The sequence below is a fragment of the Streptomyces sp. NPDC086554 genome (assembly GCF_040686095.1).
Taxonomy (GTDB): domain Bacteria; phylum Actinomycetota; class Actinomycetes; order Streptomycetales; family Streptomycetaceae; genus Streptomyces.
In genome coordinates, this window is record NZ_JBFBJK010000044.1 from 24,724 (window position 1) to 49,019 (window position 24,296).

Below are 24,296 nucleotides of genomic sequence, written 5' to 3' on the forward strand. Positions count from 1 at the left end.
GCTCACCTGCTCACCCCTTGCGGGCCACCACAAGGCGCCAGTTGGGGCTGCCGTCCGCCCGGCGGCCGAACTCCTCCAGCGGGTACAGCCGCACCGTGAACCCGGCGCGGACCAGGTCCTCGCGCACGTCTCCCAGCGGAAAGGTCCGGTAGTACATGACGAACGGCGGCCGCCACAGTGCGTTGCGCACCCGCATCACCCCGTCGAAGCCGAGCATCGCCCAGTAGAGCGGCGCGGTCCGGGGCGGTGGCGCGCCGATCGGGAAGGCGAACATCCCGCCGGGCCGCAGCGCCCCGAAGACCTCGGTGAAGAGCCGTGGCCGCTCGGCGGGCAGGAAGTGCCCGAACGCGCCGAAGCTGACCGCCAGGTCGAAGACATCGGCGAAGGGCAGCGCACGGGCGTCGGCCCGCACCCACTCCACCCGTGGCCCGCCGCCGGTGGCTCCACTGGCATGGGCGGCCCTGGCCGCCTTGGCGGCCGCCAGCATCCCGGCGCTGAAGTCGACGCCGGTGACCCGCTCCCGGCACAGCGGCCGGAGCGTCTCGACGCCCGCGCCGGTCCCGCAGCAGACGTCAAGGCCCGCGTCGAACGGGCCGAGGTCACGCAGCGTGTCCGCGACCGCGTGCAGGATCCGGTCGGGCGTACGGAAGGGCGTGTGGTCGAACTTCGGAGCCAGCAGGTCATAGCCGCGCTCGATGGAGGAAAGGGCTTGCACGGCCAGTTCGCGGAGTGTGGGTCCCTGAGAGGTGAACACCGGCCCCACCCTAGCCAGCGGACGCGGGGGCGGGCTCGACCATGGACAAACCTGGGCATATCTTGGTAATGACGGCGACTCGGAAGACAAGGGGGGTCGTCATGGTCGAAGAGCTGCTCACAGCAGGGGCCGCGGTCGCGTCCGCAGGATTGGTGTACGTGGTGGCGGCGGCCAGGGTGGTCAAGCAGTACGAGCGGGGTGTGGTGCTCCGCCTGGGCCGGCTGCGGGAGAACATCCGCCAGCCGGGGTTCACGATGATCGTCCCCGGCGTCGACCGGCTGCACAAGGTGAACATGCAGATCGTGACGATGCCCGTCCCGGCGCAGGACGGCATCACCCGGGACAACGTGACGGTCCGGGTGGACGCCGTCATCTACTTCAAGGTGATCGACGCCGCCGACGCGGTGATCAGGGTCGAGGACTACCGGTTCGCCGTCTCGCAGATGGCGCAGACCTCGTTGCGTTCGATCATCGGCAAGAGCGACCTCGATGATCTGCTCTCCAACCGCGAGAAGCTCAACCAGGGCCTTGAGTTGATGATCGACTCGCCCGCTCTCGGGTGGGGCGTGCAGATCGACCGCGTCGAGATCAAGGACGTATCCCTTCCCGAGACCATGAAGCGGTCGATGGCCCGGCAGGCCGAGGCGGACCGTGAGCGCCGCGCCCGCGTGATCAACGCCGACGCCGAACTGCAGGCCTCCAAGAAGCTCGCCGAGGCCGCGCACCAGATGGCGGACGAGCCTGCCGCTCTCCAGCTGAGGCTGCTTCAGACCGTCGTCGCGGTCGCCGCCGAGAAGAACTCCACCCTCGTCCTGCCCTTCCCCGTCGAACTCCTGCGCTTCCTCGAACGGGCCCAGCAGGCACAGCAACCGGCACCGCAGACACAGGCCCTGCCGTCCGCACCACCGGCCCCCGAGCCGAAGCCCATGCCCAAGCGGCCCACCGCCGCCTAGGCAAGGTCCCAGCCGTTCGGGCCTGAACCAGCCAGGGAGGCTCCTTTGGACCGCACCGAGTGATCCGCCCTTGACCAGTGCGCCCAGGGCAAGCGCCGTTTCGGCGGCGGGGAGGCGCGACCGACGCTGTGGCCGGTAACCGCCAGGAGGTCTATCGGGTCGAGCCAGGGGTCGGGTAGACGTATCGCGGCCGTTGATCCTCCGCTCAGCACCAGGAAGGATGCCTCATGACCCGTGCCCGGACCACCACCGCGGCAGGCAAGACCCGGTTCGACGACATCTACAACGAGCCTGACCCCCGCGCCTACTTCCGTACGCTCTCCCCACTCGAGTACGAGATACCGCACCAGGCCCAGGACGTCTTCCGGCGCACGCTCGCCCAGCGGTCCGCGGTACGCGGCACCCACCTCCCCGTCACGGTCCTCGACCTCTGCTGCTCGTACGGGATCAACGCCGCGCTCCTCAATCACGACCTCTCGCTCGCGGAGCTGTACGCGCACTACACCGGGCCCACGACCAACGGCCTCACCCGGGGTGAACTCATCGAGTGCGACAAGGAGTTCTACGCCTCGCGCAGGCGGGCGGACGCGGTCCCCGTGATCGGCCTCGACACGGCCGACAACGCCACGCGCTACGCCCTCGAGGTGGGGCTGCTCGACGAGGCGTATGCCGAGAACCTCGAACGGCACCCGCCCAGTGCGGAGCTGCGGCGCGCCGTCTCCCGTGTCGGTCTGATCACCGTCACCGGAGGCATCGGCTACATCACCCACCGCACGTTCAACGCTCTCCTCGGCGCGACGGCCCTGCCGGTCTGGGTGAGCGCGTTCGTCCTGCGCACAGTGCCCTTCCAGGAGATCCTGGCGAGTCTCGACGCCCATGGTCTCGCCACCGAGACCGATCCTCGACGGACCTATCCGCAGCGGCTGTTCAGCGATCTGGAGGAACAGCGCAGCGCCGTCGACCAGGTACTCAAGGCCGGCGACGACCCGACGGGCCTTGAGGCCGAGGGGCGTTACTACACCCGCCTCTACCAGTCCCGGCCCCGGCCCGCGTAGCCCTCGAACGCGGCGGGTGCGGGGCGCGGTACGCCCGCGCCTCGCACCCACTCGGCCGATGAACCCGCGCCGTCAGCTGCTGAAGAACTCGCTGACCTGCTGCGCGAACTGGCGGGGCTGCACCTCGTGGACCGAGTGCCCGACCGGGATCGTGATCAGCTGGGAGTCGGGGATCGCCGCGGCCATGTCGGGGATCCGTGCCTGCGACATGCTGCTGTCCGGTCCGCCCGCCACGATCAGCGTCGGCGCGACGATCTCGCCGAGCCGCTCGGCCCACTCCGGGTCGGGGCTGTCCAGCTGACCGCGGATGGCGGGGACCACGGGCCAGTCGTAGTCGATGGGGCCGTCGGGGCGTTCGGCCTCGACCGGTTCACGCGGGTAGGGCGGCGGCGCCTCCTCCAGGACGAGGCGCTCCACGCGGTCGGGATGGTCCTGGGCAAGCAGGTAGGCCACGACTCCGCCCATGGAGTGGCCGACCAGGCCGACGCGGTCGAGGCTCAGCTCGTCGAGGAAACCGAGCACGTCATCGCGCATCAGCTCGAACGAGTACTCGTCGGGCCAGTCGCTCTCGCCGTGCCCGCGCAGGTCGAGCGCGTACACACGCCACTCCTCGCCGAGCACCTGCCCGACTTCGTCCCAGCTCGCCGATGAGCCGCCGAGCGCGTGCAACAGCACGACGGGAGCGCCGTACGGGTCGCCCCAGCTCCGATAGGCCAGGCGTACGTCGCCCACATCCACCACCGCGTGATCTTCCATGGACCCGACGCTACAGCGCCAAGACGTCTAGACCTATTGAGCGGCGGCACATACCCATGCTAGAAAGCGCTTGCTCCTCGCGCGGCCCCCTCCTGGCTCCCCCCTCCCACCACCATCGGAGACCCCATGCACTCTCCTTGGTCCCGCCGCTCCTTCCTGCTCACCAGCACCGCCTCCGCGCTCGCCCTGACCGCCTCGGGGCTGCTGCCCTGCGCGGAGGCGGCGGCCGCCGACGCGTACGAGGCCCTGCGCGCCAAGTGGCGCACCCTCGTTCTGGGCGACGGCTTCTCCCCCACGGCCGAGCCCTTCAAGAGCCGCCTGACCGAACTCGGCGCCACGGCACGGCAGTTGCGCGACACCATGGCGCCGGCGACGGGATCCCTGTGGCCCGACGCCTCGTACGCCGATCCCGACCCGGACACCGACCAGGAGTCGTACGGATACTCGGCCAACGTGGTAACCGGTTACAGCAGGCTCAACACCATGGCGCAGGCCTACCGACAGGAGGGCACGGGCCTGACCGGCGACGCGGCCCTCAAGTCCGCCGTCCTCACCGGCCTCGACCACCTCTACACGCAGATCTACAACGAGAACCAGGCGCGGTTCGGCAACTGGTACAGCTGGCAGATAGGCGCCCCGCAGCACCTCCTCGACGTCTGCGTGCTGATGTACGACCAGCTGTCGGCGGCCCAAGTGGCCAACTACTGCAAGGCCGTCGACCACTTCGTGCCGGACTCCGCGGTGGGCAGCTACACCGGCACGAGCACCGGCGCCAACCGCGTGGACCTGTGCCGGGTGCTGGCCCTGCGCGGGGTCGTCGGCGGCAGCTCGGCGAAGATCGCCCTGGCCCGTGACGCACTGTCCCCCGTCTTCCCGTACGTGACGACCGGCGACGGGCTCTACACCGACGGCTCGTTCATCCAGCACACCACCGTGCCCTACACCGGGTCGTACGGATCGGTGATGCTCGGCGGTCTCGGCATGCTCTTCTCGCTGCTGCGCGGCTCCACTTGGGAGGTCACCGACACAAAGCGGCAGATCGTCTTCGACGCCGTCGAGAAGGCCTGGGCGCCCTTCCTCTACAACGGCCTCGTCATGGACGGCGTCGCGGGCCGCGCCATCAGCCGCGGCCTCTCCGCGTCCGACGCCAAGAAGATCCAGGCCGACGACCATCTGCGCGGCCACCCCATCATGTCCGCGATCGTGCTGCTCGGTCAGGGCGCGAGCACGGCGGAGAACGCCCGCTGGCGCGGCCTGGTCAAGGGCTGGATGCGCCGTGACTACTACAGCCCGCCCCTGAGCGACCCCTCGCTCGGCCTGACAAGTCTCGCCCGGCTGAAGGGAGTCGAGGACGACGCCTCCGTGACCCCGGCCGCCGAGCCCACCGGGCACCGCCTCTTCACCAACATGGCGCGCGCCACGCACCGGCGCCCCGGCTGGGCGGCGTCGATCAGCATGGCCGACCCCCGCATCACGTACTACGAGACGGGCAACGGCGAGAATCTGCGCGGCTGGCACACCGGCTCCGGAATGCTCTACTGGTGGGGCGACACGTACGCCAACGGGCAGTACAGCGACGCCTTCTGGCCCACCGTCGACCCCTATCGGCTGCCCGGCATCACAGCCTCCCGCAAGCCCCTTTCCGACGCGGCGGGCGGCGACTGGGGCGCGTCCCTGCCGGACGTGAAGTGGGTGGGCGGCGCGAGCGACGGCCAACGGGCCGCCATCGGCCAGTACTTGAAGGGCCTGCAGAGCACACTACGGGCGAGGAAATCCTGGTTCTGCCTGGACGACACGATCGTCTGCCTGGGCGCCGGCATCGTCTGCACGGACGGCGCGGCGGTCGAGTCGACCATCGAGAACCGCAACCTCGGCCCGACGGGCACCGCCCCCTTCCAGGTCGACGGCGTCAGCAAGCCGACAAGCACCCCCTGGTCGGCGACCCTGTCCGGCGCCAAGTGGGCCCACATCGGGGGCCATGGCGGCTATGTCTTCCCCGGCGGCGCCACGGTGAAGGCGTTGCGCGAGGAGCGCTCCGGCAAGTGGAGCGACATCAACAAGGGCGGCGCCACGACCGCGATCGCCCGCAAGTACCTCACTCTGTACGTCGATCACGGCACCGCGCCGACGAACGGCACCTACGCCTATCAGCTGATGCCGGGCGCTTCCGCCGCCCGGACGGCGGCTCGTTCCGCGGACACCGGATGGCTGCGGATCCTCGCCAACTCCGATGACCAGCAAGGCGTATCCGTGCCCGCGCAGGGCTTCACCGGCGTGAACTTCTGGTTCGGCGGCACGGTGGGCCCGCTCGTCGCGAGCGCGCCCTGCTCCGTCCAGATCAGCGAGAAGAGCGACGGCACCGCGGTCGTCTGCGTCAGCGACCCGATGCGCGCGCAGACGTCCCTGACGCTCACCTGGAACCGCGCCGTGTCCGCGGTGACGTCCAAGCCCGCCACCGTCACGTCCGCGACCACGGGCGCCTCGCTGAAGCTGACGTTCGGAGATCTCAGCGGCACCAAGGGCGCCAGTCAGCGGGTGACCGTCAGGCTGGGGTGAGGGGGCGCCGCCCCGCCATGGTTCCTGGTCAGCCGGTCGACGCCGACTCCGTGCGGCGGGCGCGGGCCAGGGCCAGGCCGCCGAGGACGAGGGCGATCGCTCCCACCACCAGGGCGACGATGGCCCCGCCGAGGCCGTTGCCGGTGCCGAGGCCGCCGTCGGCGGTGGCCGTGACGAGACCGCCGACGGCCGCGGCGATCAGCCCCGCCGCCAGGGCGGCGTTGGCTCCGAGCCGCCCGGCGCCGGTGCCGAGGCGACCGGCGGGGCGGGCCAGCGCAAGGCCTCCGACGACCACGCCGATCAGCCCCAACACGGCGGCTGTGGTGGCCCCGAGGCGTCCGGCGCTCATGGAGTACACGTCGGCGGCGGTCATCAGGGGTTCTGACGAGATCATGTCCTTCTCCTCTTCTTCCAAAAGGGTTCCTCCGACCCTTTCGCCGGGCGGGCCACCGGTCGTCCAGCAGCCGCAGACACTTCGCGCTGCCGCGGATGTGGCAGGGGGCGCGGAAGTACTGCGTACGCGGTAGGCGTTCACCCCTTCGTCAGCCGGACTCCCCCGCCCCGGCGTCCGGCTAGGGTGCGCGCATGAGCACAGGACGGTTCGGCGTTCCGGCTGCGGTCAGGGACGGGGTGGTCGCGGTCTGCGTGGCGGCGGTGCTGCTGATCGCCGGGCGGTCCGAGCAGCACTCCGCCGCGGATCACGAGGTGCTCGGCTACGCGCTGTTGGCGGCGAGCGGCCTGGCGCTCGCCGCGGGCCGCCGGGCTCCGGTCGCCGTCCTGGCCGTCACCGGGCTCTGCGCGATGGGGTATCAGGCGGCCGGTTTCGACGTGCCGGTCGTCGCCTTCCTGTTCGCGGTGTACGCGTCCATGCGCGCGGGACACCGCGTCGTCACGGTCGCGGCGAGCGTGCTGATGCTGGCCGCACTTCCCCTCGCCGCCCTGGTCTCCCTGCACGACACGGGCGAGGCGTTCGCACAGGCCCGCGGCGCCCTGGAGATTGCCTGGCTGATCGCGGCCGGTGCCGCGGGGGAAGCGCTGCGGCAGGCCGAGCGGCGAGCCGACGAAGCCGAGCGCACCCGCGAGGAGACCGCACGGCGCCGCGCCGACGAGGAACGGCTGCACATCGCCCGGGAGTTGCACGACTCGCTCACCCATCAGATCTCGGTGATCAAGGTGCAGTCGGAAGCCGCCGTGCATGTGGCCCGCAAGCGCGGCGAAGAGGTGCCGGAGGCCCTCCTGGCGATCCGCGACGCCGGCCGTGAGGCGACCCGGGAGCTGCGGGCGACCCTGGAGGCGCTGCGTGACGACGGCAAGGCTCCGCCGCACGGCCTCGCGCACGTCCCGGGGCTGGTGGAACGGGCCCGTGGCAACGGCCTGGACGCGACGCTGACGATCGAAGGGCGCCGGCACGACGTGCCGGCCACGGTGGACCGCACCGCCTACCGCATCGTTCAGGAGTCGCTCACCAACATCGCCCGGCACGCATCGGCCAGTACGGCGTCGGTCCGGATCGACTACCGGCCGGACGCTCTGGCCATACGGGTCGACGACGACGGGAAGGCCTCGCCGGACTCCGCCCCGGTGCCCGGCGTCGGGCTGCTCGGGATGCACGAACGCGTGACCGCGCTGGGCGGCCGCCTGCACGCGGAACCCCGCGGCGACGGCGGCTTCACCGTCCGGGCCGAGCTTCCCGTGGAGCGTACGTCGTGATCCGTGTCCTGCTGGTCGACGACCAGCCGCTCCTGCGCAGCGGCTTTCGCGCGCTCCTCGACATCGAGGACGACATCGAGGTGGTGGCCGAGGCCGCCGACGGGCAGGGGGGCGTGGCGCTTGCCCGACAGCACCTGCCCGACATCGCGCTCATCGACATCCAGATGCCCGTCGTCGACGGCATCGAGGCGACCCGGCTCATCGCCGCCGACCCGGCCCTGGCCGGCGTGCACGTCGTCATCCTGACCAACTACGGCTTCGACGAGTATGTCTTCGACGCGCTGCGCGCCGGCGCCGCGGGATTCCTGGTCAAGGACATCGTGCCCGAGGACCTGCTGCACGCCGTGCGCGTCGCCGCACGCGGCGATGCGCTGCTCGCACCGTCGATCACCCGCAAGCTGATCGACCGGTACGTCACGCAGCCGCCCCACGCCATCGACGGCGACACGGAGTTGAAGGGGCTGACCCATCGCGAGCGTGAGGCCGTCGCCCTGGTCGCACAGGGCCTGTCCAACGACGAGATCGCCGACCGCATGGTGATCAGCCCGCTGACCGCGAAGACCCATGTCAACCGGGCCATGACCAAGCTGCATGCCCGTGACCGCGCCCAACTCGTCGTCCTGGCCTACGAGTCCGGCCTGGTGGCCCCGCGCGACCGGGGGCAGCGATGACGGTGGTCCTGAGCTCGGCGGAACTGACGCTGCGCGCTTGGGCGGCCGCTGATGCCACCGCGCTGGCGGCGCTTGCCGATGACGCGGAACTGCGGCGCTGGACGTCGCACCGGGTGGCCGACGAGGACGACGCGGTGCGCTGGATCGCCGCGCAACAAGCGGGCTGGGCGACGCGGGAGCGACTCAGCTTCGCGGTCCTCGCGCACGGGCAGGTGGCGGGTCACGCCGTGCTCAAACGGCCGGGTGGCACAGGGGCCGTGGGCGAGATCGGCTACTGGACCGGGGCTCCTGCGCGGGGACTCGGCCTGGCATCCCGGGCAGTCGAGTTGCTGACGGCCTGGGCCTTCGACGCCGACCAGGGGCAGGGCCTCACCCGCCTGGAACTGTTCCACAACGTGGGCAATCCGGCCTCATGCCGGGTCGCGGAGAAGGCGGGCTTTGCCCTTGAGGCCGTCCTTCCGCCGCGCCCGCCCCATCCGCTCGACGGCCATCTGCACGTATGCGAACGCGGGACCGTCCCTGAGTGCTGACACCTGAGTGCTGACCGCCGAAGTACATAAGCGATTTAAATAAATCGGTGATACGTTCGGGGCATGGCACCCCAGCCTCAGCCCCGGCCCGAGCACGAGCTTGAGCACGGGCTTCAGCACGAGCTCGACACCAGTGAACTCGCCACTGTCATGGCGGAGTTCACCCGGCGCTCCATCCGGCTTCCCACCACCGAGAAGCACAGCTTCACCACGCTGTCCGTCCTGCACACGCTGACCCACAAGGGGCCCATGCGGCTGACCGCGCTGAAGGTGACCGAGCAGATCACCCAGCCCGCCATCACCCAGCTGGTGAACCGCCTGCAACAGGACGGGCTCGTGGAGCGCAGGCCGGATCCCGACGACCGCCGCGCGGTGCTCGTCCAGGTGACCCCGGCCGGCGCACGGATCATCCGGACCCGACACGCGGACCGCGTACGCCAGTTCAGCCTGTTCGCCGAAGCCCTGACCCCCGAGGAGCGGCACGCCATCGGCGCCGCTCTGCCCGCGCTCGCGCGGATGGCCGCGCTCATGGAGTCCGAGCGCTGACGCGCGGCGCGGCCGCTTCTCCCTGCCGGAAGGAATCCCATGGCAACCACCGCCCGCTTCCCCCTGGAACCCGCGCCCCTGCACGTCCCCGAAGCCGTACTCGACGACCTGAGGACGCGGCTGCGCCTGACCCGGTGGTTCGACGACGTGGGCAACGACGACGGCTACTACGGCGTCAGCCGCGTCTACCTCCAGGAGCTTGCCGACCACTGGCTCCATCGGTACGACTGGCGCAAGGCCGAGGCCGCGATCAACGCCCATGAGCAGTACCGGGTGAGCGTCGACGGCGTTCCTGTGCACTTCATGCGCAAGGCCGGTGTGGGACCCGACCCGACGCCGCTCATCCTCACGCACGGCTGGCCGTGGACATTCTGGCACTGGTCGAAGGTCATCGAGCCTCTCGCAGACCCCGCGGCCTTCGGCGGCGACCCGGCCGACGCGTTCGACGTCATCGTGCCCTCGCTGCCCGGCTTCGGCTTCTCCACGCCGCTGCCGGATCACCCCGACATGAACTTCGTGAAGGTCGCCGACCTCTGGCACACCTTGATGACCGAAACGCTCGGCCACGAGAAGTACGCCGCCGGGGGCTGCGACGTAGGCGCCCTCGTCACAGGACAGCTCGGCCACAAGTACGCCGACGAACTGCACGGCATCCACATCGGCTCCGCCCTGAAACTCACCCTGTTCAACGGCGACCGGGGCTGGGACCTCAGCGGCGGCCACCCGATCCCCGAGGGCCTTTCCGAGCCCGCGCACCGTCAACTCGTGTCCCTGGAGCGGCGCTTCGCCGCCCACCTGGCCGTACACGTCCTCGGCCCGAGCACGCTCGCCCACGGCCTGAGCGACTCGCCGGTCGGCCTGCTCGCCTGGATCCTGGAACGCTGGACCAAGTGGAGCGACAGCAAGGGCGACGTCGAGAACGTCTTCTCCAAGGACGACCTCCTCACCCACGCCATGATCTTCTGGGTGAACAACGCCATCGGCACGTCGGTGCGTTACTACGCCAACGCCAACCGCTATCCGTGGACTCCCTCCCACGACCGCCGGCCGGTCGTCGAGGCTCCCACCGGCATCACGTTCGTCGGCCACGAGAACCCGCCCGGCGTCACCACCCCCGAACAGCGCGTCCAGAACTGGCTCGCCGGCGACCGCGCCGAGTGGTACCACCACGTCAACGTCACCGCGCACGAGAACGGCGGCCACTTCATCCCCTGGGAGATCCCCGACGCCTGGGTCGACGACCTTCGCCGCACATTCCGCGACCGCCGCTAGTCGACAGCGGGATCGATCGGAGGGGAGGGGGGCGGCTTCACTTCGATTGGATGCGACCCAGTGGATGGGAGCTGTCCAGCAGAGACTTCTGTGCTGCCGGCCAACCGGCGTCCTCCACGCCGAGCGCACGGCGCAGGTACGCCCACGTGATCCGCTGGATCAGGGCGACGCGCTCGGGGTTCTCGTCCGTCGTTTCCCGGGCCTCGTATCCGGCTATCCCGCCGAGCGAGTGTTCCGCACCGAACAGCGTGAGCAGGCTCTTGTCACCCGGGCTCAGGAAGTACGGATCCGCAAGCCACTCCGGGCCCCTGACGGACAGTGGGGAGTCGTCCCTGTCCCCGGCGACCACCAGGGCGGGCGTGGTCATGTGGGCGAAGCTCGGGTTCATGAACGGGAAGTGCTCGGCGGCGAACGGCGTCAGATCGGCTCCGCCCCTTCCGGCCGTGGCGAGCAGCACGCCTGCCTTGATCCGTTCGTCGGACAGGTCCGCCTCCTCCCCGCTCACCGGGTCGAGGACGCGCAGGCCCAGCAGATTGCCCGCCGTCTGGCCGCCGAAGGAGTGTCCGGCCGCGGCGATGCGGCCGCGGTCGATGCGCCCCGCGAGACCGGGTACGGCAGCTTCCAGCAGGTCGAGCCGGTCGAGGACGCGCTTCATGTCCTCGACGCGGAAACGCCAGATCCGCGGGGTGCGGGGATCGTCCTGGGCGAGGCCCACCGTCCTGGAGTCGAGATGGGTGGGCTGGATCACCACGAAGCCGTGAGCGGCCCAGAAGTCGGCCAGGGGGCCATAGCCGTTCAGCGACGAGCCGAAGCCGTGCGAGAGCACGATGACCGGCAGTTCGCCCCCGGCCGTCGGCGCGGAGACCCTCACCTGGAGGTCCTCGCCGCGGCCCGGCGCGCGCAGCGCTACCGGCTTCACCGAGACGACGGGGGTGGGTGCGGTGAGGGCCACGTCCGCGTGGCCCTGGCTGATGCGGTCACGCGAGCTGATGCGGTCACGCGAGCTACGCTAAAACCTGACGCTGACGTCAGAGGCAAGACGTAGGCCTTGAACAGATCGGGAGACGTGATGCGCATCGGCGAGCTCGCCACCAGGACGGGCGTCAGCGTTCGGGCGCTGCGGTACTACGAGGAACAGCATCTGCTCGCCTCGGAACGCAGCGCCAGCGGCCAGCGCCACTACGCGGAGCGCGCGGTCGACCGCGTCCGGCTGATCCAGCAGCTGTATGCCGCCGGGCTGACGAGCAAGTCGATCCTGGAACTGCTGCCGTGCGTCGTGAACGGTGAGGCCACGCCGGAGCTGCTCGACCGGCTTTCGGTCGAACGGAGCCGCATCGACCGGCAGATCGGGGATCTGGTGAGCGCCCGCGACAGGCTCGACGCCATGATCACCACCGCTACCGCGAGCCGGCGCACGGGACGGCACTGCCGACCCCAGTAGCGCCCGCGTACGAACCGCATATGTCCCGCGCCTATAGCACCGATGCTTTCCGGTCGACCACAGATTCCGATAGAAAATGGAATCACCTTAAGTTGCAGGTCAGACGGTTGTTCCGGCTTGCATCACCGCCTCCGGTCCATATGTTGGACAGCCTTCGCGCGGCTCCCCCAACCGCTCTGAGCTGCCCGAACAGCCATGCGGCGACCGCTCAGCGAACACATGCATCCGGAAATCGACCATGAGTTTGGCGCTCACTCTCCGCACCGGCAAGACTCCTGTCCGCAACCAGGAACACACCCGCATCAAAGGAGAGCTGACGTGCGTTTCTTCCTCAAGACGGTGGGCGCGACGACCCTTGTGGCCGCCTGCGTGATGTCCGGAACGACCGGCACGGCCCAGGCCGAGACGCCCGCTCCGACCGGCCTCTACGCGCCCTCGTCACTGGTGCTCGCCGTCGGCCAGGGCAAGGACGCCGACACCGCGACCATGCAGCGCGCGGTGACCCTGACGTGTACGCCCAAGGCCTCGGGGAGCCACCCCTCCGCGGCCGCCGCATGCGCCGAACTGAACGCCGTCGACGGGGAGTTCGCCCAGCTGGTCGGCACGGCGTCCGGCGTGGCCTGCACCAAGGAGTGGAAGCCCGTCGTGGTCACCGCCGACGGTGTGTGGCAGGGCAGACGAGTCGCGTGGTCCGCCACCTTCAGCAACAGCTGCGAGATGGGCGCAAGCCTTTCGGGAGGTGCCGCCCTCTCCTTCTGAGCCTTCTCGGCCTTCTCGGCCTTCTCGGCCTTCTCAGCCTTCCGAGCTCAATTGGCTGGACGAGGCCTCTCCCCTGACGGTGGGATGAGGCCTCGTCGTCGTCCATGCCGGCGACCGTCGGCCCGTGTCGATCCGGCGGCACCCCGTTCGTATGGAGGGTGAGAGACCGGCAACGGCCCGGCCCGCAGCACGATCCGCCGAGGAGAAGCAGCCATGAACCAGTACATGCTCAGCGTCTACCAGCCCGACGGCGAGCCCCCGGCTCCGGAGATCCTCGAACCGATCGTGCGCGACCTCGAAGCACTGACCACCGAGCTCAAGGAGTCGGGCGCCTGGGTGTTCACGGGAGGACTCTTCCCGCCGAGCACGGCGACCGTTCTGCGGCTCAAGGACGAGGACGTGTTCACCACCGACGGCCCCTACGTCGAGGGCAAGGAGCACCTGGGCGGGTTCACCGTCATCCAGGCGGCCGATCTCGACGAGGCGCTCACCTGGGGCCGCAAGCTGGCCCGCGCCGCCACCCTGCCGGTCGAGGTCCGCCCGCTGCGGCCCGACTCCCGCTGATGGCATCCGACACCACGGAGGTCACCGCCGGGGTCGTCGAGCGTGTCTTCCGCGAGGAGTACGGGCGCGCGGTGGCCGTCCTGGTCCGTGTCTTCGGCTCCATCGACATCGCCGAGGAGGCGGTCCAGGACGCGTTCACCACGGCGGTGCAGCGGTGGCCGTCCACCGGTGTGCCGCCGAGCCCCGCGGGCTGGATCATCACCACCGCCCGCAACCGCGCGATCGACCGCCTCCGCAGGGAGGCCTCCCGCGCCGACCGGCACGCCCAGGCCGCGCTGCTGCACGCCCAGGGCAGCCCCCTCGGAGAGGAGGGACCCGTGCGCGACGACCGACTGCGCCTGATCTTCACCTGCTGCCATCCGGCGCTCGCCCCTGCGGCGCGCGTTGCGCTCACCCTGCGCCTGCTCGGCGGGCTCACCACCACGGAGATCTCCCGCGCGTTCCTGGTACCGGAATCGACCATGGCCCAGCGGATCGTGCGGGCCAAGGGGAAGATCCGCGACGCGCACATCCCGTACCGGATCCCCGGCGACGCCGATCTGCCCGACCGGCTGCGCGCGGTGCTCGCGGTCGTCTACCTGATCTTCAACGAGGGGCACACGGCCAGTTCGGGTGACGAGCTCGTCCGCGAGGACCTCTGCGCGGAAGCCATCCGCCTGGGGCGCCTCCTTGCCGAGCTCATGCCGGACGAACCCGAGGCCCTCGGCCTGCTCGCCCTCATGCTGCTCTCCGCGTCACGGCGTGCGGCGCGCACGGCACCGGACGGCGGACTCGTCCTCCTCGCCGACCAGGACCGCACCCGCTGGGACCGCGCCCTGATCGACGAGGGCCAGGACCTCGTACGCCGCTGCCTGCGGCGCAACCGCCCCGGCCCGTACCAGATCCAGGCCGCGATCAACGCCGTCCACAGCGACGCGCCGACCGCGGCCGCCACGGACTGGGGCCAGATCCGCCGGCTGTACGACCAGCTGATGGCGGTGGCCCCGAACCCGGTGGTGGCGCTCAACCGCGCGGTCGCGGTGGCCGAAGTCGAGGGCCCCGCACCGGCGTTGGCTCTGGTCGACGCTCTCGCCCTGGACGGCTACCACGTCTTCCACGCCGTCCGGGCTGACCTGCTGCGCCGCCTGGACCGCCGGGACGAAGCGGCCCTGGCCTACGAGGCCGCCATCGCCCGCACCGAGAACGCGGCCGAACAGGCCCACCTGCGCCGCATCCGCCGGTCACTCACCGAGCAATGACGGACGGCTACCGCCCGCACCCGCCGGTCGCTGTCGAGGTAGCTGGTGCCGGTGAGCAGTGCGCGGACCCCGATGCCGTACAGCGAACCGGTGGTGTCGGAGCGCACCCAGCCCCAGTCGACGAGGGTCTGCAGGAGTTGGTACATGCTGCTGCGCGGTACGCCGAGTTCCGCGGCGAGTTCGTCCAGGCGGGCCGGTCGGTCGCCGCGCCCGGCGAGGAGTTCTCCGGCATGCGGCCCATCGTAAAACCGCCTCTCCCCACCCATTGACCCGTTCGCGTTCACCAACTTAGCCTCCATTCCCATATACGAACGCCATCTATATACAAGGACGGGATGCATGACACGGCACAGGACGGAGCCCGAGGACGTCACCCGCGCTCTCGACCTGGAGGCGTACCGGGCCTACCTGCCTGCCCAGTTGGCGTCCGCGCCCAGCGCCGTCTTCCCCGCCTGCGGCACCGGCGAGTTCAGCGAGCTGGATGAGGACGAGTACCGCGCAGGACCGCCGCTTCGCCCGTATCGCCGAAGAGGCGGGAGCGGACGCCCTGTTGGTCCTGCCGCACTACTTGGTCGCCGCCCCGCAGGACGGCCTGGTGGAGCAGCTCCGCCGGATCGCCGACGGCACCCGCCTTCCGCTCATCGCCTACCAGCGCGGCCCGGTCACCTTCACGGCGGACGGCGTGCGCCGCATCGCCGAGATCCCCACCGTCATCGGCCTCAAGGACGGGCACAGCGACCCCGATCGGCTGCATCGCCTCACCCTCGCGGCCCCCGAGGGCTTCCTCTTCTTCAACGGCGCCGCCACCGCCGAGATCCAGGCCCGCGCGTACGCCACCGTCGGCGTGCCCGCCTACTCATCGGCGGTCCACGCCTTCGCCCCGGTGCCCGGCTACGCCGTCTCGCTGATCAAGGCCGCCGCCCGGCTGCGCGGCCTCCCCGTCGGACCCGTGCGCGCCCCGCTCACCGACCCCGGACCCGACGACCTCGCCGAGCTCGCGAAGGTGCTCGACGACGGACTTGCCCTGGTGGGCGCCGTAGACGAACGGCAGCTGAAGCAGGGGGATTCCTGGCTCACGCTGCCTGTGGCCCAGCGGACCAGCAGGTCTTCCACAGTCAACACCAGCCGGGTTGAAACCAGCCCGGCGGCCTTTCGCAGCTCCCCTTAACTCCCTCCCCAATACAAGGACGTTGACGACGATGAGCAAGAGAAGCTACCGGAGTGCCGGCCAGCCGACCATCACCCAGTACGCCGTCTATCCCGTCGCCGGCCGTGACTCCATGGAGCTGAATCTCTCCGGCGCGCACGGCCCCTACTTCACCCGCAATGTGGTCGTCCTCCAGGACTCCGAGGGGCGCACGGGCCTCGGCGAGGTGCCCGGCGGCGCGAAGATCACCGAGACCTTGGGGGATGCCGAATCCCTGGTCGTCGGCGCGACGTTGGGCGATTACAAGCGGGTGCTGCGGCAGATCGGGGAGCGCTTCGCGGGGCGCGACTCCGGCGGCCGGGGGGACCAGACCTTCGACCTGCGGACCACCGTGCACGCCGTCACCGCCGTCGAGTCGGCCCTGCTCGACCTCCTGGGCCAGCACCTCGACGTACCCGTCGCGGCGCTCCTGGGAGATGGCCAACAGCGCGACGCGGTCCGCGTGTTGGGCTATCTCTTCTACGTCGGCGACCCCGACCGCACCGACCTCGACTACGTCCGCGAGCCCGACTCCGAGATCGACTGGTACCGCGTCCGGCACGAGGAGGCCCTGTCCCCCGAGGCGATCGTCCGCCAGGCCGGGGCCGCCCACGACCTTTACGGCTTCCGTGACTTCAAGCTGAAGGGCGGTGTCCTGGAGGGCGCCGATGAGGTCAAGGCCGTCCGCGCGCTCAAGGACCGATTCCCCGAGGCCCGGATCACCCTGGACCCGAACGGGGCGTGGTCGCTGCGCGATGCGGTCGAGCTGTGCCGGCCGCTGGTCGGCACGCTCGCCTACGCCGAGGATCCCTGCGGGGCCGAGGACGGCTACTCCGGGCGGGAGATCCTGGCTGAGTTCCGGCGCGCCACGGGCCTGCCCACCGCGACCAACATGATCGCCACGGACTGGCGGCAGCTGACCCACGCCCTGGCCCTGCAGTCGGTCTCCATCCCCCTGGCCGACCCGCACTTCTGGACCATGCAGGGATCGGTGCGCGTCGCCCAGCTGTGCAACGCGATGGGCCTGACCTGGGGTTGTCACTCCAACAACCACTTCGACATCTCCCTGGCCATGGTGACGCACTGCGGGGCGGCCGCCCCCGGTGAGTACAACGCCCTGGACACCCACTGGATCTGGCAGGAGGGCCTGGAACGGCTCACCACCGCCCCACCCCGCATCGTCGACGGCGAGATAGCCGTCCCCGACTCCCCCGGCCTGGGCGTCCAGTTGGACAGGGACCGCCTGCTCGCGGCCCATGAGCTCTATCGCGAGAAGGCGCTGGGCGCGCGGGACGACGCGGCGGCGATGCGTTACCTGGTCCCCGACTGGCAGTTCGACGGCAAGCGCCCCTGCCTGGTGCGGTAGCGGGTCCCGGCTGAAGGTCCGCCGCGACGGCTGAAGGTCCCGCCGCGACGCGTGCCCTGTGGCGCGGCGGACCTTCGGCAGGCCGAACACTATGAACGCAATGATCCCAACGGTGGCCCTCGTCCTCGGCGGTTCCTAACATCCCGGCTCGCAGCGCAAGTTCACGCCGAGCACCCACGGGAGCCGTTCCCTTGAGCACACCTGACGCACCCACGCCCCTGCCCCGGCGGCCCCTGTCCCGCCGACGCCGCCCCGCGGCCCTGGCGGCCGCGCTCGCCGCCGTACTGCTCGGCACGCTCGGCACCGCGACCGCCACCCAGGCCAAGACCTCGCGCCCGGCACCCGGGACCTGCCCGCCCCGCCTGCTCGACAAGGCGAAGTGCTACACCGGGCAGGACGCCAACGGGGCCCACTACACGATCGCGGTGCCCTCGGACTGGAACGGCTCCCTCGTCGTGCACGCCCACGGCGGTCCGGACCTCGGCGACGCGTCCGATCCCGCGCGCAGCACCGACGACCTGGAGCGGTGGGCGGTGATGGTCGACGAGGGATACGCCTGGGCCGGCTCCTCCTACCGTCGCGGCGGCTACGGCACACGGATGGCCGCCGCCGACACCGAGAACGTACGCCGCCTGTTCGTGGAGGAGTTCGGCACGCCGCGGCGCACATATGTGCACGGCCAGTCCTGGGGCGGCAACGTCGCCGCCAAGGTCGCGGAGACGTACGGCGCGCGGCCCGGCGTCTACGACGGGGCGCTGCTGACCAGCGGCGTGCTCGGCGGGGGTTCGCGCGGCTACGACTACCGCGTCGACCTGCGGGTGGTCTACCAGTACTACTGCCAAAACCACCCGCGCCCCAGCGAGCCCCGGTACCCGTTGTGGCAGGGGCTGCGCGCTGACTCCACCATGACGGCCGCGGGCCTGCGCGCCCGGCTCCAGGAATGCACCGGTTACGCGTCCCCGCGCGCGGACCGGACGGCCCTGCAGCAGCGCAACCTCGACGACATCCTCGCCGTCACCCGCATCCCGGAACGGGCCGTCGAATCCCATCTGCGCTTCGCGACATTCACCTTCCGGGACATCGTGTCGAGCCGCCTCGACGGCCGCAATCCGTTCGGCAACCGGGGCGTGAGGTACTCGGGTTCGCACGACGACAAGGCGCTCAACGCCGGTGTCGAACGCTTCTCGCCCGACCCCACGGCCCGCCGTGACCTCTCCTACGACAGCGACCTCACGGGCCGCGTTTCGATCCCGGTCCTCACCCTGCACGCGATCGACGACCCGACGGCCTTCGTCGAGCACGAGGCGGCCTACCGCGCCACGCTGCGAGGCGCAGGCCGGGACAGCCATCTCGTCCAGACATACACGACGGAGACGGAGCACAGCGCACTCAGCGACTCCGAATACGCCGCATCCCTGGCCACACTGAACACCTGGGCCCGAACGGGCAACAAGCCGACCCCACACGCGATCGCGACGTCCTGCGCCGCCTTCGACGAGACGTACGGCACCGGATGCTTCTACGCCCCGGACTTCCGCCCCGCCCCGTACGCCTCACGCATCAGGCCCCGCCCCGGCGGCCTTTCCTGGCCCGCGATGACAGCCGCGCAGGAGAAGGCGTGGAGCAGGATCGAGGGGGTGGGGATCGCGCCTTGACGCGTGGTCACCGCCGCGATCCGGCCGGAGGGAAGAGCGTTTCCTGGGCCAGGGTCGCCGCCAGTGTTCCCTCGGTGGTGTACATCCCGCCGGTGTACCAGCCGCGGCCCTGCGCGACGGTTTTCGGGATCATGTCGAGGAGGATCCAGGAGTCGAAGCCGACCTGGCGGTGGAACCAGACCGTGTGGTCGAGGGTGACGCCCGCGTACTTGCCGCCGCCGCTGACGCCGGAGATGCCGGTCGACACGTCGGAGAGGTACGTCAGCGCACAGGCGTCCAGGAGCGGGCTGTCGGGGATGGCGTCCTTGGTACGCGCCCACAGCCGCGTGGGCCTGCCCCGGCCCCACGGCTGGGTCTGCACCGGAAGCCGCCATTCGAGCAGCGGGAAGCGTCCCATCTCGAAGGGTTCGGAGTCCTCCGGCGGTGTGGGGGCCGGGTGTTCGCCGAGTTGGGTGTCCTGGCCGGCCGACGGCTCGTGGAAGGAGGCCGACATGGTGAAGACCGTCATGCCGTGCTGGCGGGCGACAACTCGGCGCGCGGAGAAGGAGAATCCGTCCCGGTCCCGCTCCACCTCGAAGTCGACGGGGGCGGTGGTGTCACCGGGCAGGAGATACGTGGCGTGCAGCGAGCGCGGAAGCTGGCGCCCCGTCACGGTCAGGCCCGCGGCGAGCAGGGCCTGGGCCGCGATCTGGCCGCCGTACAGGGGGAAGCTCTCCTGGACGACGACGGGGGCCTGGTAGTGGTTCTCCGCCGTCTTGTCGAGGACCAGCAGATCGGACAGTGTGCACTGCGCCTGAGTGGTCAACGGGCACCTGCCAGGCCCGCGTCGGCCGCCTTGACTGCGCGTCGCGCCTTTCGGTCCACCGGCTCCTCCTTGATCCGGCTGCCAGTCTGCCCGGCGAACGGGCCGGGCAACGCCCGCATGACGCACATCACAGCGATCCGGGCGGCCGCCGCTGTCCGTGCCGGGTCTGATCTCCGCCTCGATTACGCTGCCTCGCACATCAGTCTCAGCCTCGGGGGTCACCTGCCATGACACGCATCGACGCCCGAAGGATCGCCACCGCCCGCCTCGACCTCGTACCCCTGATGGTCGAGCACGCCGACGAGATGGCCGGCGTGCTGTCCGATCCGGCCCTGCACACCTTCATCGGTGGTGCTCCCGACGATCCCGAGGCGCTGCGCGCCCGCTACCGGCGGATGACCGCCGGGTCCCCCGACCCGGCGGTCTCCTGGTGCAACTGGGTGGTCCGGCTGCGTGACGAGGAGCGGCTGACCGGGACGGTGCAGGCGACCGTGGTCCCCGACGGCCCCGGACTCGTCGCGGAGATCGCCTGGGTGATCGGGACCCCGTGGCAGGGGCGCGGCATCGCCGTGGAGGCGGCCCGGGGGCTCGTCGACTGGCTGGCAGGACGCCCGACCGTGCGAGCCGTCATCGCCCATGTCCACCCGGACCACCATGCCTCGGCCGCCGTCGCCACCGCCGCGGGGCTCAAGCCCACGGACGAGTGGCAGGACGGCGAGGTCAAGTGGCAGCGGGCGATGGGGCGTTGAGCGAGCGCCGTCCGCGGGGGTGATCAGTACGGGCGGTCGCCCGCGATGGCGACGCGCTCGGCGACGCGGCGGTGCGGGGCGTAGTCGTCGACCGCGTAGTGCTGGGTGGCGCGGTTGTCCCAGAACGCGATGTCGCCGGCCTGCCAGTGGAACCGCACCTGGTACTCCGGCACATGCGCCTGCCGCACCAGATAGCCGAGCAGCCGGTCGCTCTCCTCGCGGTCCATGCCCACGATGTGTGTGGTGAACGAGGTGTTCACGAAGAGCATCCGCCGCCCGGTCTCCGGGTGCCTGCGCACCACCGGGTGCGTGACCGGCGGGAACTGCTCCTGGAGCGGGATCAGCTTCTCGGGTCCGTAGAAGCGGGCGAAGCCGGGGATGAAGTCGTGCACCGCCCGCGCCCCCTCGATGCGCGCCTTCACATCGTCGGGGAGGTTGTCGTACGCGGCCGCCATGTCCGCCCACATCGTGTCGCCGCCCACCGGCGGGACCTCGCGCAGCTGCAGGACGGCGCCGAGCGCGGGCCGTTCGCGGAAGGTGACGTCGGCGTGCCAGACGTTCTCGTACGTCGGCGTCGCGCTGCCGCCCTTGTCGAACCGGACGACGTCCTCGGCAGAACCGCGCGCGAGCAGCGGATTGGTCTCCAACTCGCCCCAGTTGAGGGCGAAGGCGCGCTGCTGCTCCGAGGTGATCCCGGCGCCCCGGAAGAAGAGCACCTTCCACTCCAGGAGGGCCCGGTTGAGCTCCTCGCGCAGCGCGGCCGTGAGGGGCTCGGCGAGGTCGACGCCGCGGATCTCGGCGCCGATGAGGCGGCCCTGCGGGACGACGTCGATCAGGTCGTACGGGCGCTCTTCCCAGCCTTCGGGTACGCGGCGCAGGGTGCGGCGCCCTTCGTGCATGCCGTCGGCGGGGACGCGGGCATCGCGGAGCGCGGGAGAGGTGACAGCCATGATGATCCTTTGGTGGCGAGAAAACGGGTCGGAGGCCCGGAGCGGAACTCCGGGCGCTGCGGAGACGCGCTCCGGCAGCTAGCGACCCGATCGCTCGCACCCGCGCCGCCACGGGACCCCGAAGGTCCGCACGGCGGCGGTCAGGTGCTGGATCATGCGCGCCATTCTGTACCGCTACGCCTTGCGGAGCAAACCCCCGTACTCGTAGATGCCCTTGTTCTGCTCGGTGGCGCCCAGGTAGGGGGCCAGGTCCTCGTGGACGGGGGCGAGCGACGGCTGGTCGGCGTCGGGGCGCCAGTCCACCAGGTTCAGCAGGCCGGGCTCCACCGGGGCGAGGCCGTCGAGGAGGACGTCGACCTCACCGGGGGTGCGGGTCTGCCAGGGGACGCCGCTGCCGGAGATGTGCGCGGTCATCGCGGCGCCGCGCTCCGGGTCGTCGGAGACGACCTGGGAGAAGCCCAGGTAACTGCCCGGGGCCGCCCGGTCGATGATCGTGTGCAGGACGCGGCGGGGGTCGTCGGCGTCGGTCAGGTGGTGCCCCACGGAGAGGAACAGCACGGCGACCGGCTCGTCGAAGTCGATCAGGCGCCGCACGTCGGGGTGGTCGAGGATCGCGTCCTGGTCGCGCATGTCGCCGGTGATGACGGTGGTGGTCGCGTCGTCGGCGAGCAGCGCGTGGGCGTGCGCGAGGACGATCGGGTCGATGTCCACGTAGACGACGCGGGCGTCAGGGGCGAAGCGCTGCGCGACCTGGTGGACGTTGTCGTCGGTCGGCAGACCGCAGCCCATGTCGATGAACTGGCGGACCCCCGCCTGGGTCAGATGGCGCACCACGCGGAAGAGGAACTCGCGGTTCTGCCGGGCGATGTCGACGCACTCGGGGAAGTCGGGCAGCGTGTGCAGCAGGAATTCGCGGTCGACCGCGTAATTGTCCTTGCCGCCGAGCATCCAGCCGTAGGCACGTGCCGACGTGGGCACGTCGAAGGGAATGGGCATCATCTCGGGCTGCTCGTCACCGGCCACAGTGCGCTCTCCACCTCTGCCACAGGGATATGGGTCTTGGCTCCGTCGCGGCGACACTATCCCGTGCCGTGCGGCCCGGTGAACCCGGTCCCGGTCACCAACGGGTGTGCTCACAGCGGCGGTTGAGGAGACGGCCGCCCGGGGCGGCGCGCCATCGGGCACCCGCCCGCCCATGAGGCGGCCGGATGGCGCATGATCGGACGTACGCGAGTTACGTTCCACCGGAGATACGCGAGATTCGTTCCACCGGATACGCGAGATACGTTCCACCAGAGAGGACCTCCCCATGGAAGACCGCTTCGATGTCGTCGTGCTCGGAGCAGGACCCGGCGGCTATGTGGCCGCCATCCGCGCCGCCCAGCTGGGCAAGCGGGTTGCGGTCGTCGAGGAGAAGTACTGGGGAGGTGTCTGCCTCAACGTCGGCTGCATCCCGACCAAGGCGCTGCTGCGCAACGCCGAGCTTGCCCATCTGTTCACGCACGAGCAGAAGACGTACGGCATCAAGGTCGACGGGAACGTGTCCTTCGACTACGGCGAGGCGTTCAACCGCAGCCGTACCGTCGCGGACGGCCGCGTCAAGGGCGTCCACTTCCTGATGAAGAAGAACAAGATCACCGAGTTCGACGGCCGGGGCACCTTCCTCGACGCGAACACGCTCCAGGTGGCCAAGTCCGACGGCACGACCACCACGATCGGCTTCGACAACTGCATCATCGCCACGGGCGCCACGCCGAAGCTGCTTCCCGGCACGAGCCGCAGCGAGCGCGTGGTGACGTACGAGGAGCAGATCCTCGCCGACAGCGTGCCCCAGTCGATCGTGATCGCGGGTGCCGGCGCGATCGGCATCGAGTTCGCGTACGTCCTGCACAACTACGGCGTGAAGGTCACGATCGTCGAGTTCCTCGACCGCATCGCGCCGCTGGAGGACGTGGACGTATCGACGGAGCTGGCCAAGCAGTACCGCAAGCTCGGCATCGACGTGAAGACCTCGACCCGTGTCGAGTCCATCGACGAGTCGGGCCCGCAGGTGCGCGTCACGGTGACCGGCAAGGACGGCAAGCAGGAGATCCTGGAGGCGGACAAGGTCCTGCAGGCCATCGGCTTCGCGCCGAACGTCACGGGCTACGGCCTGGAGGCCACGGGCGTGGCCCTGACCGAGCGCGGCGCCATCGACATCGACGGCCGCGGGCGCACGAACGTGCCGCACATCTACGCCATCGGTGACGTCACCGCGAAGCTGATGCTGGCGCACACCGCCGAGTCCATGGGTGTGGTGGCCGCCGAGACGATCGCGGGCGCCGAGACCATGGAGCTCGACTACCCCATGATCCCGCGCGCGACCTACTCGCAGCCGCAGATCGCCAGCTTCGGCTGGACGGAGGCGCAGGCCAAGGAGAAGGGCTTCGACGTCAAGGTCGCCAAGTTCCCGTTCATGGCGAACGGCAAGGCGCACGGCCTGGGCGACACGGTCGGCTTCGTCAAGATCATCAGCGATGCTCAGTACGGCGAGATCATCGGCGCCCACCTGATCGGCCCGGACGTCACGGAGCTGCTTCCCGAGCTCACGCTGGCCCAGCAGTGGGACCTGACCGTGCACGAGGTCGCCCGCAACGTGCACGCCCACCCGACGCTCGGCGAGGCGGTCAAGGAGGCCGTGCACGGCCTGGCCGGACACATGATCAACTTCTGACGCACCCTCTGACGCCCACGGGTTGCCCCGCCCCGAGAGCCGGGCGGGGCAAGTGGGGGGGGCCCCC

The 24,296-nt window shown here is 70.5% G+C and carries 23 protein-coding genes and 2 pseudogenes; 17 read left to right on the top strand and 8 right to left on the bottom strand.

Annotated features, from left to right (window positions below; translation table 11 throughout):
- Positions 1 to 10 precede the first annotated feature (10 nt).
- A complete protein-coding gene (locus AB0O76_RS41775; RefSeq protein WP_365502579.1) occupies positions 11 to 754 on the bottom strand; it encodes a class I SAM-dependent methyltransferase in 744 nt (247 codons plus the stop codon).
- Positions 755 to 855: 101 nt separating this feature from the next.
- Here AB0O76_RS41775 and AB0O76_RS41780 point away from each other — a divergent pair, with 101 nt between their 5' ends.
- Together AB0O76_RS41780 and AB0O76_RS41785 are read left to right on the top strand one after the other, a co-directional pair.
- Positions 856 to 1,707, top strand: a complete 852-nt coding sequence (locus AB0O76_RS41780; protein ID WP_365502581.1) for a slipin family protein — start codon at positions 856 to 858, stop codon at positions 1,705 to 1,707.
- A gap of 227 nt (positions 1,708 to 1,934) precedes the next feature.
- A complete protein-coding gene (locus AB0O76_RS41785; protein WP_365502583.1) occupies positions 1,935 to 2,762 on the top strand; it encodes a hypothetical protein in 828 nt (275 codons plus the stop codon).
- 72 nt (positions 2,763 to 2,834) lie between these two features.
- Here AB0O76_RS41785 and AB0O76_RS41790 read toward each other — a convergent pair whose 3' ends face one another.
- The gene (locus AB0O76_RS41790; RefSeq protein ID WP_365502585.1) at positions 2,835 to 3,518 is read right to left on the bottom strand and encodes an alpha/beta hydrolase; all 684 of its coding nucleotides are present in this window, start codon (positions 3,516 to 3,518) and stop codon (positions 2,835 to 2,837) included.
- A 126-nt stretch (positions 3,519 to 3,644) separates the two neighbouring features.
- On the opposite strand from AB0O76_RS41790, the gene AB0O76_RS41795 reads away from it, so the two are divergent.
- Complete coding sequence (locus tag AB0O76_RS41795) at positions 3,645 to 6,074, top strand: polysaccharide lyase 8 family protein (protein ID WP_365502587.1); 2,430 nt, start codon at positions 3,645 to 3,647, stop codon at positions 6,072 to 6,074.
- 28 nt (positions 6,075 to 6,102) lie between these two features.
- On the opposite strand, the gene AB0O76_RS41800 is transcribed toward AB0O76_RS41795, so the two are convergent.
- On the bottom strand, positions 6,103 to 6,468 hold the full coding sequence (locus AB0O76_RS41800; RefSeq protein ID WP_365502589.1) for a DUF6223 family protein: 366 nt from the start codon (positions 6,466 to 6,468) through the stop codon (positions 6,103 to 6,105).
- A 191-nt stretch (positions 6,469 to 6,659) separates the two neighbouring features.
- Between AB0O76_RS41800 and AB0O76_RS41805 the strand changes: the two genes are divergently transcribed.
- From AB0O76_RS41805 to AB0O76_RS41825, 5 genes are all read left to right on the top strand, one after another.
- Entirely contained in the window at positions 6,660 to 7,784 is a 1,125-nt protein-coding gene (locus AB0O76_RS41805) for a histidine kinase (protein ID WP_365502591.1), read from the top strand.
- On the top strand, positions 7,781 to 8,455 hold the full coding sequence (locus AB0O76_RS41810; RefSeq protein ID WP_365502593.1) for a response regulator transcription factor: 675 nt from the start codon (positions 7,781 to 7,783) through the stop codon (positions 8,453 to 8,455). Before AB0O76_RS41805 ends, AB0O76_RS41810 begins: the two co-directional genes overlap by 4 nt.
- Positions 8,452 to 8,985 carry a GNAT family protein gene (locus AB0O76_RS41815; RefSeq protein ID WP_365502595.1) on the top strand — a complete coding sequence of 178 codons (534 nt, stop codon included), beginning with the start codon at positions 8,452 to 8,454 and terminating at the stop codon, positions 8,983 to 8,985. The genes AB0O76_RS41810 and AB0O76_RS41815 overlap by 4 nt, the downstream gene beginning before the upstream one ends.
- Positions 8,986 to 9,048: 63 nt before the next feature.
- Positions 9,049 to 9,531, top strand: a complete 483-nt coding sequence (locus AB0O76_RS41820) for a MarR family transcriptional regulator (RefSeq protein ID WP_365502597.1) — start codon at positions 9,049 to 9,051, stop codon at positions 9,529 to 9,531.
- 39 nt (positions 9,532 to 9,570) lie between these two features.
- Entirely contained in the window at positions 9,571 to 10,803 is a 1,233-nt protein-coding gene (locus AB0O76_RS41825; protein WP_365502599.1) for an epoxide hydrolase family protein, read from the top strand.
- 37 nt (positions 10,804 to 10,840) lie between these two features.
- On the opposite strand, the gene AB0O76_RS41830 is transcribed toward AB0O76_RS41825, so the two are convergent.
- Positions 10,841 to 11,755 carry a chlorophyllase gene (locus AB0O76_RS41830; RefSeq protein ID WP_365502601.1) on the bottom strand — a complete coding sequence of 305 codons (915 nt, stop codon included), beginning with the start codon at positions 11,753 to 11,755 and terminating at the stop codon, positions 10,841 to 10,843.
- Between the two features lie 117 nt (positions 11,756 to 11,872).
- Here AB0O76_RS41830 and AB0O76_RS41835 point away from each other — a divergent pair, with 117 nt between their 5' ends.
- The 4 genes from AB0O76_RS41835 to AB0O76_RS41850 all read left to right on the top strand — a co-directional run bounded on the left by AB0O76_RS41835 (position 11,873) and on the right by AB0O76_RS41850 (position 14,805).
- A complete protein-coding gene (locus tag AB0O76_RS41835; RefSeq protein WP_365502603.1) occupies positions 11,873 to 12,244 on the top strand; it encodes a MerR family transcriptional regulator in 372 nt (123 codons plus the stop codon).
- A gap of 318 nt (positions 12,245 to 12,562) precedes the next feature.
- Positions 12,563 to 13,003, top strand: coding sequence for a subtilase-type protease inhibitor (locus AB0O76_RS41840; protein WP_365502605.1), 441 nt, complete (start codon positions 12,563 to 12,565; stop codon positions 13,001 to 13,003).
- A 213-nt stretch (positions 13,004 to 13,216) separates the two neighbouring features.
- Complete coding sequence (locus AB0O76_RS41845) at positions 13,217 to 13,567, top strand: YciI family protein (RefSeq protein WP_365502607.1); 351 nt, start codon at positions 13,217 to 13,219, stop codon at positions 13,565 to 13,567.
- The gene (locus tag AB0O76_RS41850) at positions 13,567 to 14,805 is read left to right on the top strand and encodes a sigma-70 family RNA polymerase sigma factor (protein WP_365502609.1); all 1,239 of its coding nucleotides are present in this window, start codon (positions 13,567 to 13,569) and stop codon (positions 14,803 to 14,805) included. Before AB0O76_RS41845 ends, AB0O76_RS41850 begins: the two co-directional genes overlap by 1 nt.
- Before the next feature lie 8 nt (positions 14,806 to 14,813).
- Here the strand turns inward: AB0O76_RS41850 and AB0O76_RS41855 are convergent.
- Positions 14,814 to 15,071, bottom strand: a pseudogene (locus AB0O76_RS41855) (helix-turn-helix domain-containing protein); the annotation flags it as partial.
- 112 nt (positions 15,072 to 15,183) lie between these two features.
- Between AB0O76_RS41855 and AB0O76_RS41860 the strand changes: the two are divergent.
- The 3 genes and pseudogenes from AB0O76_RS41860 to AB0O76_RS41870 all read left to right on the top strand — a co-directional run.
- A pseudogene (locus AB0O76_RS41860) lies at positions 15,184 to 15,841 on the top strand (dihydrodipicolinate synthase family protein); the annotation flags it as partial.
- Positions 15,842 to 16,004: 163 nt separating this feature from the next.
- Positions 16,005 to 17,357 (top strand): enolase C-terminal domain-like protein, encoded by a 1,353-nt coding sequence (locus tag AB0O76_RS41865; RefSeq protein ID WP_365502611.1) that lies wholly within the window; start codon positions 16,005 to 16,007, stop codon positions 17,355 to 17,357.
- Positions 17,358 to 17,548: 191 nt separating this feature from the next.
- A complete protein-coding gene (locus tag AB0O76_RS41870; RefSeq protein ID WP_365502613.1) occupies positions 17,549 to 19,012 on the top strand; it encodes a DUF6351 family protein in 1,464 nt (487 codons plus the stop codon).
- Between the two features lie 7 nt (positions 19,013 to 19,019).
- Here AB0O76_RS41870 and AB0O76_RS41875 read toward each other — a convergent pair whose 3' ends face one another.
- Positions 19,020 to 19,817, bottom strand: a complete 798-nt coding sequence (locus AB0O76_RS41875) for an acyl-CoA thioesterase domain-containing protein (protein WP_365502615.1) — start codon at positions 19,815 to 19,817, stop codon at positions 19,020 to 19,022.
- A gap of 227 nt (positions 19,818 to 20,044) precedes the next feature.
- On the opposite strand from AB0O76_RS41875, the gene AB0O76_RS41880 reads away from it, so the two are divergent.
- Complete coding sequence (locus AB0O76_RS41880; protein ID WP_365502617.1) at positions 20,045 to 20,566, top strand: GNAT family N-acetyltransferase; 522 nt, start codon at positions 20,045 to 20,047, stop codon at positions 20,564 to 20,566.
- Positions 20,567 to 20,589: 23 nt separating this feature from the next.
- Here AB0O76_RS41880 and AB0O76_RS41885 read toward each other — a convergent pair whose 3' ends face one another.
- Together AB0O76_RS41885 and AB0O76_RS41890 are read right to left on the bottom strand one after the other, a co-directional pair.
- The gene (locus AB0O76_RS41885; protein ID WP_365502619.1) at positions 20,590 to 21,516 is read right to left on the bottom strand and encodes a TauD/TfdA family dioxygenase; all 927 of its coding nucleotides are present in this window, start codon (positions 21,514 to 21,516) and stop codon (positions 20,590 to 20,592) included.
- Between the two features lie 174 nt (positions 21,517 to 21,690).
- Entirely contained in the window at positions 21,691 to 22,539 is an 849-nt protein-coding gene (locus AB0O76_RS41890) for an SAM-dependent methyltransferase (protein ID WP_365502621.1), read from the bottom strand.
- 286 nt (positions 22,540 to 22,825) lie between these two features.
- Between AB0O76_RS41890 and lpdA the strand changes: the two genes are divergently transcribed.
- On the top strand, positions 22,826 to 24,229 hold the full coding sequence (lpdA, locus tag AB0O76_RS41895; RefSeq protein WP_365502623.1) for a dihydrolipoyl dehydrogenase: 1,404 nt from the start codon (positions 22,826 to 22,828) through the stop codon (positions 24,227 to 24,229).
- Positions 24,230 to 24,296 lie beyond the last annotated feature (67 nt).

Coding starts and splice junctions, on each gene's coding strand:
- AB0O76_RS41800 (WP_365502589.1), bottom strand. CDS start 6,468: ATGATCTCGTCAGAACCCCTGATGACCGCCGCCGACGTGTACTCCATG.
- AB0O76_RS41835 (WP_365502603.1), top strand. CDS start 11,873: ATGCGCATCGGCGAGCTCGCCACCAGGACGGGCGTCAGCGTTCGGGCG.
- AB0O76_RS41785 (WP_365502583.1), top strand. CDS start 1,935: ATGACCCGTGCCCGGACCACCACCGCGGCAGGCAAGACCCGGTTCGAC.
- AB0O76_RS41820 (WP_365502597.1), top strand. CDS start 9,049: ATGGCACCCCAGCCTCAGCCCCGGCCCGAGCACGAGCTTGAGCACGGG.
- AB0O76_RS41845 (WP_365502607.1), top strand. CDS start 13,217: ATGAACCAGTACATGCTCAGCGTCTACCAGCCCGACGGCGAGCCCCCG.
- AB0O76_RS41865 (WP_365502611.1), top strand. CDS start 16,005: ATGAGCAAGAGAAGCTACCGGAGTGCCGGCCAGCCGACCATCACCCAG.
- AB0O76_RS41790 (WP_365502585.1), bottom strand. CDS start 3,518: ATGGAAGATCACGCGGTGGTGGATGTGGGCGACGTACGCCTGGCCTAT.
- AB0O76_RS41885 (WP_365502619.1), bottom strand. CDS start 21,516: ATGGCTGTCACCTCTCCCGCGCTCCGCGATGCCCGCGTCCCCGCCGAC.
- AB0O76_RS41880 (WP_365502617.1), top strand. CDS start 20,045: ATGACACGCATCGACGCCCGAAGGATCGCCACCGCCCGCCTCGACCTC.
- AB0O76_RS41795 (WP_365502587.1), top strand. CDS start 3,645: ATGCACTCTCCTTGGTCCCGCCGCTCCTTCCTGCTCACCAGCACCGCC.
- AB0O76_RS41805 (WP_365502591.1), top strand. CDS start 6,660: ATGAGCACAGGACGGTTCGGCGTTCCGGCTGCGGTCAGGGACGGGGTG.
- lpdA (WP_365502623.1), top strand. CDS start 22,826: ATGGAAGACCGCTTCGATGTCGTCGTGCTCGGAGCAGGACCCGGCGGC.
- AB0O76_RS41825 (WP_365502599.1), top strand. CDS start 9,571: ATGGCAACCACCGCCCGCTTCCCCCTGGAACCCGCGCCCCTGCACGTC.
- AB0O76_RS41780 (WP_365502581.1), top strand. CDS start 856: ATGGTCGAAGAGCTGCTCACAGCAGGGGCCGCGGTCGCGTCCGCAGGA.
- AB0O76_RS41850 (WP_365502609.1), top strand. CDS start 13,567: ATGGCATCCGACACCACGGAGGTCACCGCCGGGGTCGTCGAGCGTGTC.
- AB0O76_RS41815 (WP_365502595.1), top strand. CDS start 8,452: ATGACGGTGGTCCTGAGCTCGGCGGAACTGACGCTGCGCGCTTGGGCG.